Source organism: Pseudomonas sp. TH43, from assembly GCF_016650635.1.
Classification (GTDB): domain Bacteria; phylum Pseudomonadota; class Gammaproteobacteria; order Pseudomonadales; family Pseudomonadaceae; genus Aquipseudomonas.
In genome coordinates this window covers 1,794,381-1,813,355 of the sequence record NZ_JAEKFI010000004.1, presented here as the reverse complement: position 1 = coordinate 1,813,355, position 18,975 = coordinate 1,794,381, and the positions used below count along the sequence as shown (strand labels likewise).

The following is an 18,975-nucleotide window of genomic DNA, read 5'->3' as shown; positions in this document are numbered from 1 at the left end:
TAAAGTACGTCCAGACTGAATCGGCACCCATGCCATCAGGTCCATGGAAGTCAACTGAACGTGACACCCGGAGAGTCTTCAATGAGCAGTGTTGTTGCCATCGTCAAAAGCATTGTCGGTCAGGTATTCGTGGTGTCCCCAGAGGGCGTGCGCCGCGTACTCGTTGAAGGCGATCGCCTGTTTGTCGGCGACCAGATCGACACCGGCCTCTCCGGCGCCGTGTCGCTTGAACTGGCTGATGGCCGCACCCTCGACCTGGGTCGCGAAACCCAATGGAGCGCCAACGCGCCCGACTCCAGCACTGACCTGGCCGAAGCCACCGCGCAGGCTGCGCCGTCGGTAGCAGAACTGCAGCAAGCCATTGCCGCTGGTGCCGACCCGACTACCGCCCTTGAAGCCACCGCTGCCGGCCCTGCGGCTGCGGGTACTGGCGGTGCGGCTGGTGGTGGCCACAGTTTCGTGATGCTCGATGCCACGGCTGGCCGTGTTGACCCAACCATTGGTTTCCCGACTGCTGGCATCAACTCCGGCGCACAAGCCGCGCAGAACATTACCGGTGGCCAGACCACCGATACCACCACCAACGCCCTGCGTGAGTCGACCCTGAGCCTCAGCGCCACGCCGACCATCACTGAAGCTGGCGGCGTGCTGGTGTACACCGCGACCCTGACCCAGGCACCGCTGACCGACCTGACCATCACCCTGTCCAACGGCGCCGTGATCGTGATTCCGGCCGGATCCACCACTGGCACCGTCAACGTGCCGCTGGCACCCAACGACACCGTTTATAACGATCCGACCCAGATCGACGTGACCGTTACCGGCACCACCGGCGGCAACGGCATCACCGTGACGCCACCGACCACGCCGGCCACGACTCAGGTCACCGACACCATCGACACCACCACCGTCACCCTGACGGCGGGGCCGAGCGTCACTGAAGGCGGCCAGATCACTTACACCGCGACCTTGACCAACCCGGCGCAAACGCCGGTCACCGTGACACTGTCGAACGGCTCGACCATCACCATCGGCGCGGGCCAGACCACTGGCACCGTCAACGTGCCGACGCCGGCCAATGACGTCTATAACAACGGCAGCACCGTCACCACCACCATCACGGGTGCCACTGGCGGCAACTTCGAAAACCTGGTGCCGAACCCGACACCGGCGGTGACCACCATCACCGATTCGATCGATAACACCGGCCTGACCCTGACCGCCACGGGCACAGTGGTCGAAGGTGGCCAGATCACCTACACCGCGACCCTGACCAATCCGGCACAAACGCCGGTCACCGTGACCCTGTCGAACGGCTCGACCATCACCATCGGCGCGGGCCAGACCAGCGGCAGCGTCAACGTGCCGACTGCACCGAATGACGTCTACAACAATGGCGGCACTGTCAGCACCACGATTACTGGTGCAACCGGCGGCAACTTCGAAAACCTGGTGCCGAACACCACGCCAGCGACCACCACCGTTACCGACTCGATCGACACCACCAGCGTCAGCCTCACCGCGACCGGCACGGTTGTCGAAGGTGGCCAGATCACCTACACCGCGACCCTGACCAACCCGGCGCAAACCCCGGTCACCATCACCCTGTCCAACGGCTCGACCATCACCATTGATGCTGGCAAGACCACCGGCAGCGTCAACGTGCCGACTGCGCCGAATGACGTCTACAACAATGGCGGCACCGTCAGCACCACGATCACTGGCACTAGCGGTGGCAACTTTGAAAACCTGGTGCCGAACACCACGCCAGCGACCACCACCGTTACCGACTCCATCGACACCACCAATCTGTCGCTGACGGCGACCGGCACTGTCGCCGAAGGTGGTTCGATCGTTTACACCGCGACGTTGACCAACGCCGCACAAACCCCGGTGACCGTGACCCTGAGCAACGGCTCGGTGATCACCATCGACGCGGGCAAGACCACTGGCACCGTGACCGTTCCGGCGCCTGCCGACGACGTCTATAAGGACGCCGGCAAAGTCGAAGTCTCCATCAAGGACGCCAGCGGCGGTAACTTCGAGAACCTTGTTCCGAGCACCACGCCAGCCGTGACCGACGTGACCGACACCATCGACACGTCGACCGTGAAACTGAGCGCCGATACGTCGGTGGCTGAAGGCGGCACTGTCACCTACACCGCCACCGTGGGCGCGCCAGTCACCGGTTCGCCTGTCGTGGTGACGCTGGCCAATGGTCAAAGCATCACCATTGAAGTGGGTAAAACCACCGGCACCGTGACCACCACTGCGCCGAACGACGCGCTGGTCGGCAATGCACCGCTGACCAACTCGATCACTGGCGTGACCGGTGGCAACTACGAAGACCTCGTGGCCGACAAGACCCCGGTTTCGACGGCCGTTACGGACGTCGCCGACACCACCAACCTGACGCTGAGCGCGACCGGTTCTGTGGCCGAGGGCGGCTCGATCATTTACACCGCGACGCTGACCAACCCGGCCGGCACGCCGGTCACCGTGACCCTGTCGAACGGCGCCGTAATCACCATCGACGCAGGCAAAACCACTGGCACCGCAACTGTTCCAGCGCCAGCCGACGACGTCTATAAAGACGCCGGCAAAGTCGAAGTGACCATCAAGGACGCTACCGGCGGCAACTTCGAGAACCTCGTACCGAGTACTGTTCCCGCCGTTACCGACGTCACCGATACCATCGACACGACGACGGTCAAACTGACTGCCACCGAATCTGCTGCTGAAGGTGGCACCGTCACCTACACCGCCACCGTCGGCGCACCCGTTACCGGTTCGCCTGTCGTAGTGACCCTGGCCAACGGCCAGAACATCACCATCGAAGTGGGTAAAACCACTGGCACCGTGACCACCACCGCGCCCAACGATGCATTGACCGGCCACACCCCTTTGACCAACGCGATCACCGGCGTAAGTGGCGGCAACTACGAAGACCTGGTGGCTGACAAAACCCCGGTCAGCACCACCGTCACCGACACCGTCGACACCACCAACCTGACGCTCAGCGCCACCGGTACCGTGGCCGAAGGCGGTTCGATCGTTTACACCGCGACCCTGAGCAACCCGGCCGGCACCCCGGTCACCGTAACCCTGAGCAATGGCTCGGTGATCACCATCGAAGCGGGCAAAACCACGGGCACCGTGACCGTTGCGGCACCTGCCGATGACGTCTACAAAGACGCCGGCCCGGTTGAAGTGACCATCAAGGACGCCACCGGCGGCAACTTCGAGAACCTGGTGCCAAGCACCGTTCCGGCTGTGACCGACGTCACTGACACCATCGACACCTCGACGGTGAAACTGACCGCCACCGAGACGGCTGCTGAAGGTGGCACCGTCACTTACACCGCGACTGTCGGCGCGCCAGTCACCGGTTCGCCAGTGACTGTCACGTTGGCCAACGGCCAGAACATCACCATCGAAGTCGGCAAGACCTCCGGCACCGTAACCACCACCGCACCGAACGACGCGTTGAACGGCCATGCGCCGCTGACCAACGCGATTACAGAAGTGAGCGGCGGTAACTACGAAAACCTCGTCGCCGACAAAACCCCGGTCAGCACCACCGTTACCGACACCGTCGACACCACCAACCTGACGCTCAGCGCCACCGGTACTGTGGCTGAAGGCGGTTCGATCGTTTACACCGCAACCCTGACCAACCCGGCCGGCACCCCGGTGACCGTGACCCTGAGCAATGGCTCGGTGATCACCATCGAAGCGGGTAAAACCACCGGCACTGTGACCGTTGCAGCGCCAGCCGATGACGTCTACAAAGACGCCGGCAAAGTCGAAGTGACCATCAAGGACGCTACCGGCGGCAACTTCGAGAACCTGGTGCCAAGCACCGTTCCGGCCGTGACCGACGTTACTGACACCATCGACACTTCGACGGTGAAACTGACCGCCACCGAGACTGCCGCTGAAGGTGGCACCGTCACTTACACCGCCACTGTCGGTGCGCCAGTGACTGGCTCGCCAGTTGTCGTGACCCTGGCCAACGGTCAGAACATCACCATCGAAGTCGGCAAAACCACCGGCACCGTGACCACCACTGCACCGAACGATGTGCTGGCCGGCCATGAACCGCTGACCAACTCGATCACCAACGTCAGCGGCGGCAACTACGAAAACCTGGTCGCCGACAAAACTCCGGTCAGCACCACCGTCACCGACACCGTCGACACCACCACCGTTTCGCTGACCGCCACCGGCAACGTCAACGAAGGCGGGCAGATCGTCTACACCGCGACGCTGACCAACCCGGCCGGCACCCCGGTGACCGTGACCCTGAGCAACGGTTCGACCATCACCATCGACGCCGGCAAGACCACCGGCACCGTGACCGTTGCGGCACCGGCCGATGACGTCTACAAAGACGCCGGCAAAGTTGAAGTAACGATCAAGGAAACCACCGGCGGCAACTTCGAAAACCTGGTGGCCAACCCAACGCCAGCGGTCACCAACGTTGCCGACACAATCAACACCACGCACCTGACCCTCAGCGCTGAAAGCTATGTGCTCGAAGGCACGTCGATCACCTACACCGCGACCCTGACCAACGCCGCGCAAACCCCGGTGACCGTCAACCTGAGCAACGGCCAGACCATCACCATCGAGGCCGGTAAAACCGCCGGTTCGGTGACCATCGCGGCGCCGAGCGATGACGTTTACAAAGACGTCAGCAAGCTCACCGTGACCATGACCGATGCCACAGGCGGCAACTTCGAGAATCTCGATGTCAGCAAAACCCCGGTCAGCACCACCGTCAATGACACCATCGACAAAACCACACTGACCCTCAGCGCCAGCGACACCGTCAGCGAAGGTGGCCAGATCACCTACACCGCGACCCTGAGCAATCCGGCCGGCACCGCCATGACCGTGACCCTGGCCAACGGCGCGGTGATCAACATCGCCGCCGGCGCGACCACCGGCTCGGTGAACTTCGCTGCGCCAGCAAACACCCCGTACATCGATGGCGGCAAAGTGCAGACTGCGATTGCCAGCCACAGCGGCGGCAACTTCGAGCAGGTCGATGCCAACCGTTCGGCAGTGGTCACCACCGTCACCGACACCGTCGACACCACCAATATCAGCCTGAGCGCCACCGGTTCGGTCGCCGAGGGCGGCTCGATCGTCTACACCGCAACCCTGACCAACGCAGCCGGCACGGCCATGACCGTGACCCTGAGCAACGGCGCGGTGATCAACATCGCCAAAGGCGCGACCACCGGCACCGCGACCGTTGCGGCGCCGGCGGATGACGTCTACAAGGACGCCGGCCAGGTCGATGCAAGCATCACCAAGACCACCGGCGGCAACTTCGAGAATCTGGTAGTCGACAAGACTCCAGCGGTCACCAACGTGACCGACACCATCGACAACAGCACTGTTTCGCTGACCGCTACTGCCAGCGCCGCTGAAGGCGGCGTGGTGGTTTACACCGCGTCCGTGACCGCGCCAGTGACCGGTTCGCCGGTGGTTGTGACCCTGTCCAACGGCCAGACCATCACCATCCCGGTCGGCGCCAGCAGCGGCAGCGTCAACTTCACCGCACCGAACGATGCACTCGCCGGCGGCAACACGCTGAGCGTGAAAATCGACGGCACCAGCGGCGGCAACTACGAAAACCTCGTGGCCGACAAAACCCCGGCCGTGACGACAGTCACCGACACCATCGACACCACCAACCTGTCGCTGACAGCGACCGGCTCTGTGGCTGAGGGTGGTTCGATTGTGTACACCGCGACACTGACCAACCCGGCAGGTACGCCGGTGACCGTGACCTTGTCCAACGGCGCCGTGATCACTATCGAGGCCGGCAAAACCACTGGCACCGCGACCGTTCCGGCACCGGCCGATGACGTCTATAAAGACGCTGGCAAAGTTGAAGCGACCATCAAGGACGTCACCGGCGGCAACTTCGAGAATCTGGTGCCAAGCGCCGTTCCGGCGGTGACTGAAGTCACTGACACCATCGACACCTCGACCGTGAAGCTGACGGCCGAGACCTCGGTGGCCGAGGGCGGCACCGTTACTTACACCGCCACTGTGGGCGCGCCGGTTACCGGCTCTCCAGTTGTGGTAACTCTGGCCAACGGCCAGAGCATCACCATCGAAGTCGGCAAGACTACCGGCACCGTAACCACCACTGCGCCTAACGACGCCTTGGTTGGCCAGGCACCACTGACCAACTCGATCACCGGCGTCAGCGGCGGCAACTACGAGAACTTGGTGGCCGACAAGACCCCGGTTTCGACAGCTGTTACGGACGTTGCCGACACCACCAGTCTGACGCTGAGCGCGACCGATTCTGTGGCCGAGGGCGGCTCGATCGTTTACACCGCGACCTTGACCAACGCTGCTGGTTCGCCGGTGACCGTGACGCTGTCGAACGGCGCTGTCATCACCATCGAAGCGGGCAAAACCACCGGCACCGTGACTGTCGCGGCACCGGCCGATGACGTCTACAAAGACGCGGGCAAGGTCGAAGCCACTATCACAGGCGCCACTGGCGGCAACTTCGAGAACCTCGTTCCGAGCACGGTTCCAGCCGTCACCGACGTCACCGATACCATCGACACCACCAGCGTCAAACTGACTGCCACCGAGTCTGCTGCTGAAGGTGGCACCGTCACTTACACCGCCACTGTCGGCGCGCCGGTTACCGGCTCTCCAGTTGTGGTAACTCTGGCCAACGGCCAGAACATCACCATCGAAGTCGGCAAAACCACTGGCACCGTGACCACTACAGCGCCTAACGATGCGTTGACCGGTCATGCTCCGCTGACCAACTCGATCACTGGCGTGACTGGCGGCAACTACGAAAACCTCGTTGCCGACAAGACTCCGGTTTCGACCACTGTCACCGATACCGTTGACACCACCAACCTGTCGCTGAGCGCTACTGATTCGGTGAACGAAGGTGGCCAGATCACTTACACCGCGACCCTGACCAACGCCGCCGGAACCCCGGTGACCGTGACGTTGAGCAATGGCGCGACCATCACCATCGACGCCGGCAAAACCACTGGCACCGTGACCGTCGACGCGCCGAAAGATGACGTCTACAAAGACGCCGGCACGGTTGAAGCGACCATCAAGGGCGCGACCGGTGGCAACTTCGAAAATCTGGTCACCAGCGGCACTCCGGCGGTGACCACCGTCAACGACACCATTGATACGTCCACCGTGTCGCTGACCGCCACCGCGAACGTCGCCGAAGGCGAAACCGTGGTCTACACCGCGACCGTGACCGCACCAGTAACCGGTTCGCCAGTCGTGGTGACCTTGTCCAACGGCCAGACCATCACTATCGCCGTGGGTGAAACCACTGGCAGCGTAAACTTCGTCGCGCCGAACAGCCCTCTGGCAGGCGGTAGCTCGCTGAGCGTGACCATCGACGGCGCCACTGGCGGCAACTACGAAAAACTGGCTGTCGACGGCAAGTCCGCCGACACCTCCGTTTCGGATACCGTCGACACTACGAACTTGAACCTGACCGCCAGTGACTCGGTGGCTGAGGGTGGCTCGATTGTTTACACCGCGACGCTGACCAACCCGGCGGGTTCGCCGGTGACCGTTACTTTGTCGAACGGCGCAGTGATCACCATCGAAGCGGGCAAAACTACCGGCACTGTGACCGTGGCCGCTCCGGCTGACGACGTTTACAAAGACGCGGGCAAAGTCGAAGCGACCATTTCGACGGCCACGGGTGGCAACTTCGAGAACCTGGTGCCGAGCACTGTTCCGGCGGTGACCAACGTTACCGATACCATCGACACGACTACCGTCAAACTGACCGCGACCGAATCGGCGGCTGAGGGTGGCACGGTCACTTACACCGCGACTGTTGGCGCGCCAGTGACTGGCTCGCCGGTCGTAGTGACCTTGGCCAATGGTCAGAACATCACTATCGAAGTCGGTAAAACCACCGGTACCGTGACCACCACCGCACCGAACGACGCATTGACCGGCCACGCACCGTTGACCAACGCGATCACTGGCGTGAGCGGCGGCAACTACGAAAATCTCGTTGCCGACAAGACTCCAGTTTCGACCACTGTCACCGACACCGTCGACACCACCAACCTGTCGCTGACCGCTACGAACTCGGTCGCCGAGGGCGGTTCGATTGTTTACACCGCGACGCTGACCAACGCTGCTGGCTCGCCAGTCACCGTGACTCTGTCGAACGGTGCTGTCATCACCATCGAAGCGGGTAAAACCACCGGCACTGTGACCGTTGCTGCTCCGGCTGACGACGTTTACAAAGATGCCGGCAAAGTCGAAGCGACCATTTCGACGGCCACGGGTGGCAACTTCGAGAACCTGGTGCCGAGCACTGTTCCGGCGGTGACCAACGTCACTGACACCATCGACACCACTACCGTCAAACTGACCGCGACCGAATCGACGGCTGAGGGTGGCACCGTCACTTACACCGCGACTGTTGGTGCGCCTGTGACTGGCTCTCCGGTCGTCGTGACTTTGGCCAATGGCCAGAACATCACCATCGAAGTCGGCAAAACCACTGGCACCGTAACCACCACCGCTCCGAATGATGCGTTGACCGGCCACGCGCCACTGACTAACTCGATCACCGGCGTAACTGGCGGCAACTACGAAAATCTCGTTGCAGACAAAACCCCGGTTTCGACCAACGTCACTGACACCGTCGATACCACCAACCTGTCGCTGAGCGCGACCGGTTCTGTGGCCGAGGGCGGTTCGATTGTTTACACCGCGACGCTGACCAACGCTGCTGGTTCGCCAGTCACCGTGACTCTGTCGAACGGCGCTGTCATTACCATCGAAGCGGGCAAAACCACCGGCACCGTGACTGTCCCGGCTCCGGCTGACGACGTTTACAAAGACGCGGGCAAAGTCGAAGCAACCATTTCGACGGCCACGGGTGGCAACTTCGAGAACCTGGTGCCGAGCACTGTTCCGGCGGTGACCAACGTCACTGACACCATCGACACCACCACCGTTAAATTGACCGCGACCGAATCGGCGGCTGAGGGTGGCACGGTCACCTACACCGCGACTGTCGGCGCCCCAGTGACTGGCTCACCTGTTGTGGTAACGCTGGCCAACGGTCAGAACATCACTATCGAAGTCGGTAAAACCACCGGTACCGTGACCACCACCGCACCGAACGACGCATTGACCGGCCACGCACCGTTGACCAACGCGATCACGGGCGTGAGCGGCGGCAACTACGAAAATCTCGTTGCCGACAAGACTCCTGTCAGCACCAACGTCACCGACACCGTCGACACCACTAACCTGTCGCTGAGCGCGACCGGTTCCGTGGCTGAGGGCGGTTCGATTGTTTACACCGCAACCCTGACCAACGCTGCTGGTTCGCCAGTGACCGTGACTCTGTCGAACGGCGCAGTGATCACCATCGAAGCGGGTAAAACCACTGGCACCGTGACTGTTCCGGCTCCGGCTGACGACGTTTACAAAGACGCAGGCAAAGTCGAAGCAACCATTTCGACGGCCACGGGTGGCAACTTCGAGAACCTGGTGCCGAGCACTGTTCCTGCGGTGACCAATGTTACCGATACCATCGACACGACTACCGTCAAACTGACCGCAACCGAGACTGCCGCTGAAGGTGGCACCGTCACTTACACCGCGACTGTTGGCGCGCCAGTGACTGGCTCGCCGGTCGTAGTGACCTTGGCCAATGGTCAGAACATCACTATCGAAGTCGGTAAAACCACCGGTACCGTGACCACCACCGCACCGAACGACGCATTGACCGGCCACGCACCGTTGACCAACGCGATCACGGGCGTGAGCGGCGGCAACTACGAAAATCTCGTTGCCGACAAGACTCCTGTCAGCACCAACGTCACCGACACCGTCGACACCACTAACCTGTCGCTGAGCGCGACCGGTTCCGTGGCTGAGGGCGGTTCGATTGTTTACACCGCAACCCTGACCAACGCTGCTGGCTCGCCAGTCACCGTGACTCTGTCGAACGGTGCTGTCATCACCATCGAAGCGGGTAAAACCACCGGCACTGTGACCGTTGCTGCTCCGGCTGACGACGTTTACAAAGACGCGGGCAAAGTCGAAGCAACCATTTCGACCGCTACGGGTGGCAACTTCGAGAACCTGGTGCCGAGCACTGTTCCTGCGGTGACCAATGTTACCGATACCATCGACACGACTACCGTCAAACTGACCGCAACCGAGACTGCCGCTGAAGGTGGCACCGTCACTTACACCGCGACTGTTGGCGCGCCAGTGACTGGCTCGCCGGTCGTAGTGACCTTGGCCAATGGTCAGAACATCACTATCGAAGTCGGTAAAACCACCGGTACCGTGACCACCACCGCACCGAACGACGCATTGACCGGCCACGCACCGTTGACCAACGCGATCACTGGCGTGAGCGGCGGCAACTACGAAAATCTCGTTGCCGACAAGACTCCAGTTTCGACCACTGTCACCGACACCGTCGACACCACCAACCTGTCGCTGACCGCTACGAACTCGGTCGCCGAGGGCGGTTCGATTGTTTACACCGCGACGCTGACCAACGCTGCTGGCTCGCCAGTCACCGTGACTCTGTCGAACGGTGCTGTCATCACCATCGAAGCGGGTAAAACCACCGGCACTGTGACCGTTGCTGCTCCGGCTGACGACGTTTACAAAGACGCGGGCAAAGTCGAAGCAACCATTTCGACCGCTACGGGTGGCAACTTCGAGAACCTGGTGCCGAGCACTGTTCCGGCGGTGACCAACGTCACTGACACCATCGACACCACTACCGTTAAATTGACCGCGACCGAATCGGCGGCTGAGGGTGGCACCGTCACTTACACCGCGACTGTTGGTGCGCCTGTGACTGGCTCTCCGGTCGTCGTGACTTTGGCCAATGGCCAGAACATCACCATCGAAGTCGGCAAAACCACTGGCACCGTAACCACCACCGCTCCGAATGATGCGTTGACCGGCCACGCGCCACTGACTAACTCGATCACCGGCGTAACTGGCGGCAACTACGAAAACCTCGTGGCCGATAAAACCCCGGTCAGCACCACCGTGACCGACACCATCGACACCACCAACCTGTCGCTGTCCGCAACCGGCACCGTGGCCGAAGGCGGTCAGATCACTTACACCGCCACCCTGACCAACGCCGCTGGTTCGCCAGTCACCGTGATCCTGTCGAACGGCGCCGTGATCACCATCGACGCTGGTAAAACCACTGGCACCGTGACCGTTGCAGCGCCAGCGGACGACGTCTACAAAGACGCCAGCAACGTCCAGGCAACGATCAAAACCGCCACCGGTGGCAACTTCGAAAGCCTGGTGACCAGCACCGCTCCGGCCGTGACCAGTGTCACCGACACCATCGACACCACCACCGTGAAGCTGACCGCGACCGGCACCGCGGCTGAAGGCGGCAACGTCGTCTACACCGCCACCGTGGGTGCAGCCGTCACCGGTTCGCCTGTCGTCGTGACCTTGTCCAATGGTCAGCAGATCACCATCGACATCGGCAAAACCACCGGCACCGTGACCGCCATCGCGCCGAACGATGCGTTGACCGGTCACGCTCCGCTGACCAACGCCATCACCAACGTCAGCGGCGGCAACTACGAAAACCTCGTGGCCGATAAAACCCCGGTCAGCACCACCGTGACCGACACCATCGACACCACCAACCTGTCGCTGTCTGCGACCGGCACCGTGGCCGAAGGCGGTCAGATCACTTACACCGCAACACTGACCAACGCCGCTGGTTCGCCAGTGACCGTGACCCTGTCGAACGGCGCCGTGATCACCATCGAGGCCGGTAAAACCACTGGCACCGTAACCGTTGCAGCGCCAGCGGACGACGTCTACAAAGATGCGGGCCCGGTGCAGGCGACGATCAGCAACGCCACCGGGGGCAACTTTGAAAACCTGGTGCCGAGCACGACTCCGGCCGTGACCAACGTCACCGATACCATCGACACCACCACCGTGAAGCTGACTGCCACCGGCACTGCGGTAGAAGGCGGCAACGTCGTCTACACCGCGACGGTTGGCGCGCCGGTAACGGGTTCGCCTGTCGTCGTGACTCTGGCCAATGGTCAGCAGATCACCATCGACATCGGCAAAACCACCGGCACCGTGACCGCCATTGCGCCGAACGATGCGTTGACCGGTCACGCTCCGCTGACCAACGCCATCACCAACGTCAGCGGCGGCAACTACGAAAACCTCGTGGCCGATAAAACCCCGGTCAGCACCACCGTGACCGACACCATCGACACCACCAACCTGTCGCTGTCCGCGACCGGCACCGTGGCCGAAGGCGGCTCGATCACCTACACCGCGACGCTGACCAACGCCGCTGGCTCGCCAGTCACCGTGACCCTGAGCAACGGCTCGGTGATCACCATCGAAGCGGGCAAGACCACGGGGACCGTGACCGTTCCGGCTCCGGCTGACGACGTCTACAAAGATGCCGGCACCGTGCAGGCAACCATCACCGGCACCAACGGTGGCAACTTCGAAAACCTCGTGGCCGACAAGACACCAGCGGTGACCAACGTCACCGACACCATCGACACCACCACCGTCAGCATCACCGGCAGCACCTCGGTAACCGAAGGCCAGACCGCCAGCTACACCGTCAGCCTGAACCACCCGGCGCAAACCGAAGTGACCCTGAAAATTGTCTACAGCGGCACCGCCGCCGATGGTTCGGACTTCACCGGCGTGTACACCGTGAAGATCCCGGCAGGCGCCAGCAGCGCGCAGTTCAACGTCGCCACCATCGATGACAAGATCACCGAAGGCACCGAGAACTTCGTGGTCAAGATCGACTCGGCGACCGGTGGCAACTTCGAAAACCTCGCGGTCAGCAGCACCAATGGCAGCGTCAGCACTTCGATCATCGACAACGATGCCCCGCCGGTCATCGACCTAGACGCCAACAACTCCAGCGGCGCGACCGGTGCCGACTACAAGGTGACCTTCACCGAAAACACTCCAGGCGCGGGCGTGTCGATTGCTGACACCGACCTCACCATCACTGACCCGGACAGCACCATGCTCACCGGCGCCACCGTGATCCTGACCAACCGTCAGGATGGCGATGCGCTGAACCTGGGCAACAGCGTCAACGGCATCACGATCAATGCCAACAGCACCAACGGCACCGTGACCCTGACGCTGTCGGGCAACGCGACGCTGGCCGACTACATGCAGGCGATCAAGAACATCAGCTTCACCAACAGCAGTGAGAACCCGAGCACCGTGCCGCGGATCATCACTGTGACGGTGACCGATGGCGGCAACTACTCAAACGTGGCGACCACTACGGTCAACGTCGTGGCGGTCAACGATGCGCCGGTTGCGGCACCGACCAACGTTACCGGCACTGAAGACACACCGCTGATCCTCGGCTGGTCGACCTTCGGTGTGACCGACGTCGACAGCCCGGCCAGCAGCCTCGGCATCAAAATCACCCAACTGCCGGGTGAGGGCAAACTGCAGTATCTGGACGGCTCGACCTGGAAAGACGTCGCCAACAATCAGACCTTCAGCAAGGCGGACATCGATGCGGGCAAACTGCGCTTCATGCCGGATGCCAACGAGTCGGGCGTTAACGGTTACGGCGGCACCGGCATGGGCAACAACCAGGCCGACTACGCGCAGCTCAAGTTCCAGCCAACCGACGGCCAACTGCTGGGCAACACCGGCACCGTGAAGATCGACATCACGCCTGTGGCTGATGCACCGACCGTGAGCGTGGCCGACAACAGCGTGAAGTCCACCGGGCTGATCAAGGAAGTCTGGACCGGTCTGTCCGGTCTGGGCACCAGTGGTAGCGGTGCCGATTCGACCACGTTGAAAAACGTCATCGACGGCGCTGGCACCCCGAACTCCAGCGGTTCCGTGACCAATGTGCAGTCCGACGGTAGCGTTGCGGCAGGCACGGCGTCGAAGACTTCCGGCCTGATTTATCTGGAAGCCGGCAAGACCTACACCTTCAGCGGCATCGCCGATGACAGCTTGCTGATCACGATCGGCGGCAAGAGCGTGGCTTCGGGTACCTGGGGCGCGGGCGGCGCCATCAATGGCTCGTTCACCCCGACCACCAGCGGCTACTACACACTGGACATCTACCACCACAACCAGAGCGGCCCGGGCAGCTACGATGTGAACCTGTCGATCAACGGCAGCACGCCGATCGACCTGAGCAGCGCCGGCGTGCCGATCTACACCGGCGTGCAGGATCTGGTGAACTCGGGCGTGACCGTCTCCGATCTGCACGGCACCAACGGCGAAGGTTATTACGACGGCTACAAGCTCAACACGGGCGCCGAAGGCACCACCGTGAAGCTGTCGGCGATCACCACGGCACTGACCGACACCGACGGCTCGGAAACCCTGAGCGTGAAGATCAGCGGCGCACCAGTCGGCTCGGTACTCAGCGATGGCGCGGGTCATACCTTCACCGTCACAGCGACCAGCGGCGACGCCAACGTCACCGGCTGGAGTCTGGGCAGCCTGACCGTGACACCACCGCCGTACTACAACGGCCAGTTCAACCTGACAGTGACCTCGACCTCCACCGAACAGGTCGGCGGTTCGGCGAGCAGCACCGCGACCATTCCGGTCACTGTGGTGCCAGCGGTCTACAACGCCATCGTCGCCACCTCGGGCGATGACACCGTCACCGGCACCGACGGCAACGACATCATCGTTGCCGACATCGGCGGTCTGACCGTCGTGCCGGGCACCAACTACAACATCGCGTTCATGGTCGACAGCTCGGGCAGCATGAGCGCCTCGTCGATCAACGCGGCGAAGGACTCGTTGACGGCGGTGTTCAACACCCTCAAACAGAGCCTGGGCGGCAGCAATTCGGGGACGGTGAACATCTTCCTGGTGGACTTCGATACCCAGGTCAACAAGTCGGTGTCGGTGAACCTCAACGACCCGAACGCGCTGACCCAGCTCAAAGCGGTGCTGGACTCGATGGCGTCCGGCGGCGGCACCAACTACGAGGACGTGTTCAAGGCAACGGCCAACTTCTTCCAGAGCACTGAAGCCGTGGCCAACACCGGCGCGAAGAACCTCACGTACTTCATCACCGATGGCCAGCCGACCTACTACCAGAGCGGCGAGCAGACCAACCCGACGCTGTACGGCAGCGTGAAGTTCGACAGCGTGGTGACCACCAGCAACTACAAGCTGGGTGATACTTTCGGCACCTACATCGACAACACGCACTACCTGAGCATCAGCGCCAACGGCACTGCCCAACTGCAGACCTACACGAGCCGCTACGGCTGGTCGACGACCAACCTGGGCACGGTTCACGCTCAGGGTGACGGCACCTACGAGTTGTCGAATCTGGCGGGCACCGGTAACAGCACCACGACGGCCACCTCCGACAACTCGGCCAGCAGCTTCGCGCTGCTCAGCGGTCTGTCGAACGTCGAAGCCATCGGCCTGAACAATGGCGTCAGCCTCAACGATCTGAAGCCATACGATTCGGATAAAACACCGCAAACCAACATCGATCCGAAGGACCTGGCCAACTCGATCATCGGTCACACCGAAGCAACGCTGCCGGGTAACGACACCGTCAGCGGTGGCGACGGCAACGACATCCTGTTCGGCGATCTGGTGAGCTTCAACGGCATCGCCGGTGAGGGTTATCAGGCGATGCAGGCGTTCGTTGCGCAGCAGACCGGCGTCGACGTCAGCAAAGTCACCACCAGCAACGTGCACCAGTACATCACCGAGCACTATCAGGCGTTCGATGTGTCCGGCGCGCATGACGGCAACGACACGCTGCTGGGTGGCGCGGGCAATGACATCCTCTTCGGCTCGGGCGGCAACGACCTGCTCGATGGCGGCAAAGGCAATGACATCCTGCTCGGCGGCACCGGTAATGACACGCTGATCGGCGGTCAGGGCAACGACATCCTGATCGGTGGTTCCGGTGCCGACACCTTCGTCTGGAAGGCGGGCGACACCGGCAACGACGTGATCAAGGACTTCAAGGCCAGTGAAGGCGACCGCATCGACTTGCGTGATCTGTTGCAGGGCGAAACCGGCAGCACCATCGACAACTTCCTGAAGATCACCACGGTCGACGGCACGTCGTCGCTGCAAGTCAGCTCGACGGGCAAGTTCAACTCGGGTGACGCTGCAGCAGCGACACCGGATGTGACGATCAAACTGGAAGGCAACAACTGGTCGAGCGCCAACATCCACAACCTAATTGCCGGTAGCGATCCGACCATCAAGGTCGACCACAACAACAGCTGATGCGTGAACAAAACGGCCGCCCTTATGGGGCGGCCGTCACGTTTGCAGGCACCGAACCGGTGACGATTGCGTCGCCGCACCGCATACTCGCGCGCAGTTGGCTATGCTGCTGACAGCATGACGCTGGTTCATTTCTGAGGGATGCTCAATGTTTTACGTGCAACGCGATGCGCAAGGTCTGTTGATTCGCGTGGAAGCCGCGGCCTACGCCGAAGCCACGGAAACGCTGCCGGCCGACAGCCATGAAATCCAGGCATGGTTCGCCAACGAGGTCGTGGAAACCAGCCTGAAACAGCTCAAGCAGAGCGACTTCGAGATGATTCGGGTACTCGACGACCTGATTCAGGTGCTGACCCAGAAAGGCGTGATCCGCGTCACCGACCTGCCACCGGCGGCACAGGCCAAACTGATGGACCGGACTCAGGCGCGGGAAGCGTTGGGCGGGTTGAGTCAGTTGATTGATGATGAAGAGACAGGGTTGATCTGATCCGCTCAGAATCAAAAGCCCCTCACCCCAGCCCTCTCCCGGGGGGAGAGGGAGCTGACCGAAGTGTCTGGCGTCATACATCGACCTGAAAAACCGAGTCGATTATGGATTCGAAACAAGTTGCTCACGTCGGTGTATCTCCCGAATATCCCCCAATCAGTCCCCTCTCCCTCCGGGAGGGGGCTAGGGTGAGGGCCGTTTTTCAATGACTCAACGCCATGGCTTGGGCTCACCGAACAGCTGCCCCTGAACGCCATACAACCCCATCTCGCGAATCACCGCCAACTCCCCTTCCGTCTCGACCCGCTCGGCAATCAGCGGCAGATCGATGCTGTGCGCCGCACGCTGGATCGCCTCGATGAACAAACGCTTGTCACTCTCCTGATCGATCGCACGAATGTAGCTGCCATCGATCTTCAAGTACGCCAGCCCCAACCGCGCCAGGTTGCCGATCATGCTGAAACGTCCGCCGAAGCGTTGCAGGCTCAGCGAGAAGCTGAGCTCGCGCAGGCGCCGGGTCAGCTGTTCCAGCACTGCTTGCTCCGGCAACTGTTCCTCGCCGATTTCCAGGGTCAGGCGCGCGCCGAGGTTGGAATGCGCGCGCAAAATCTCGAAGACTTTGTTCAACGCCTGTGGATCGGCCAGGGTCGCTGAAGACAGGTTCAGCGCCAGCGAATCCTCGTGCTCTTTCATCTGTTCGAGCACGCGTTCGAGCATCAGGCGATCCAGCCGCGCGGTCCAGCCAAAACGCTCCAGCCACGGCAGGAAACGCCCGGCCGGGATGGTCTGGCCCTGATCATCGAGCAAGCGAGAGAGCACTTTGTAATGCAGCACCAGTTGCGTGTCCTGCGTGGCCACCACCGGTTGGAAATACAACTCAAAGCGCTGCTGACTCAAGGCCTGATCAAGCAAGCGATGCCAGGCGTGGTGATCGTCGCCAACGCCTGCAGTGAGGCTCTGATCGAGACACGCCCAATTCTGCTCGCCCTGGCCTTCGGCCTGCGCCAATGCCTGATCGCCAAGGCTGAGTACCGCTTGCGGCGAATCGCCATGAGCGAACGGCGCCAGACCAATCGACGCCACCGCCGCCACATCCGTCGCGCCCGTGGCGTGCAAACTGCCGAGCGCGGCGTCGAGGTTTTGCGCCAGTTGCAGCGCTTCTTCACGGACCAGTCCCGGCGCCAGCACGGCGAATTCACCGCCGCGAATACGGGTGACGAGATTCTGCGTTTCCGGGTACTTGGCGCACTCGCGCGACAGTTGTTCGCCGACCGCTTTCAACAGTTCATCGGTGCGCTGACCACCCAGACGCTGGTTGAGGCCGGCCAGATCCTTGACCCGCAACAGCAGCAGATAGCCAGAACTGGCCTGCTCCGGGTTACTCACCCGATTGTTCAACTGCATCTCGAAATAGCGTCGGTTGGCCAGCCCCGTGAGGTTGTCCTGATAAGACTCGGCGCGAAGTTTTTCACTGCGTTCGGCCTGCTCCTGAAACAGCGCCTTGAGCTTCTCGACCATCTGGTTCATCGCCTGCACCACGCGCCGCAGTTCCGGGGTGCGCGGCAGCTCCGGCAGGCTGAGGAATTCGCGACGGGCAATGGCGTGGGACTGCTTGACCATGTAATCCAATGGCTTCAACTGCCGGCGCAACAGCAACGCGCCGAGCACCGCACTCACTGCGCCGCAGATCAGCAGCCAGCCGAGGCTGCCCAACGCGCTTTGCCACAACTTGGCCACGGCAAACATCGGGTGGCTGACCACCTCGACCCTGGCGGCCTGCTCCCAGCCACGGCTGACCAGCGCGTCGCCACCGGCCGGTTCCAGGCCAATCAGTTTGACGAACCAGTCCGGCACATTGGTGACGGCCGGAATGCCGTTGCGCTCGACGATGGTCTGATCGGTCTTCAGATCGACGACGCGGATGCTCGCGTAGTAACCGCTGTCGAAAATCGAACTGACCAGCAACTCGACCATCGCCGGGTCATCGATATTCGGCGTCAACGACAGCGCCAGCGCCGTCGCGGCATCCTGAGCGTGGGAGCGCAACTGGTTGACGTACTGGGTACGCGAGCTCTCCAGACTGACCATGAAGCTGCCGGTGAAGGCAATCACCAGGAACAGACAGATAGCGATCAACAGCTGTTTGAACAAAGACATCTGAGCGCGTG

At 61.9% G+C, this 18,975-nt stretch carries 3 protein-coding genes; 2 read left to right on the top strand and 1 reads right to left on the bottom strand.

All coding sequences use genetic code 11. The annotated features are described in order from the left end of the window. Positions 1-81: 81 nt before the first annotated feature. A complete protein-coding gene (locus JFT81_RS24625; RefSeq protein WP_201229672.1) occupies positions 82-16,320 on the top strand; it encodes a LapA family giant adhesin in 16,239 nt (5,412 codons plus the stop codon). A 148-nt stretch (positions 16,321-16,468) separates the two neighbouring features. Then, complete coding sequence (locus tag JFT81_RS24620; protein ID WP_008087037.1) at positions 16,469-16,807, top strand: hypothetical protein; 339 nt, start codon at positions 16,469-16,471, stop codon at positions 16,805-16,807. A gap of 210 nt (positions 16,808-17,017) precedes the next feature. Here JFT81_RS24620 and lapD read toward each other — a convergent pair whose 3' ends face one another. Further along, positions 17,018-18,964 (bottom strand): cyclic di-GMP receptor LapD, encoded by a 1,947-nt coding sequence (gene lapD / locus JFT81_RS24615; protein WP_201229669.1) that lies wholly within the window; start codon positions 18,962-18,964, stop codon positions 17,018-17,020. Positions 18,965-18,975 lie beyond the last annotated feature (11 nt).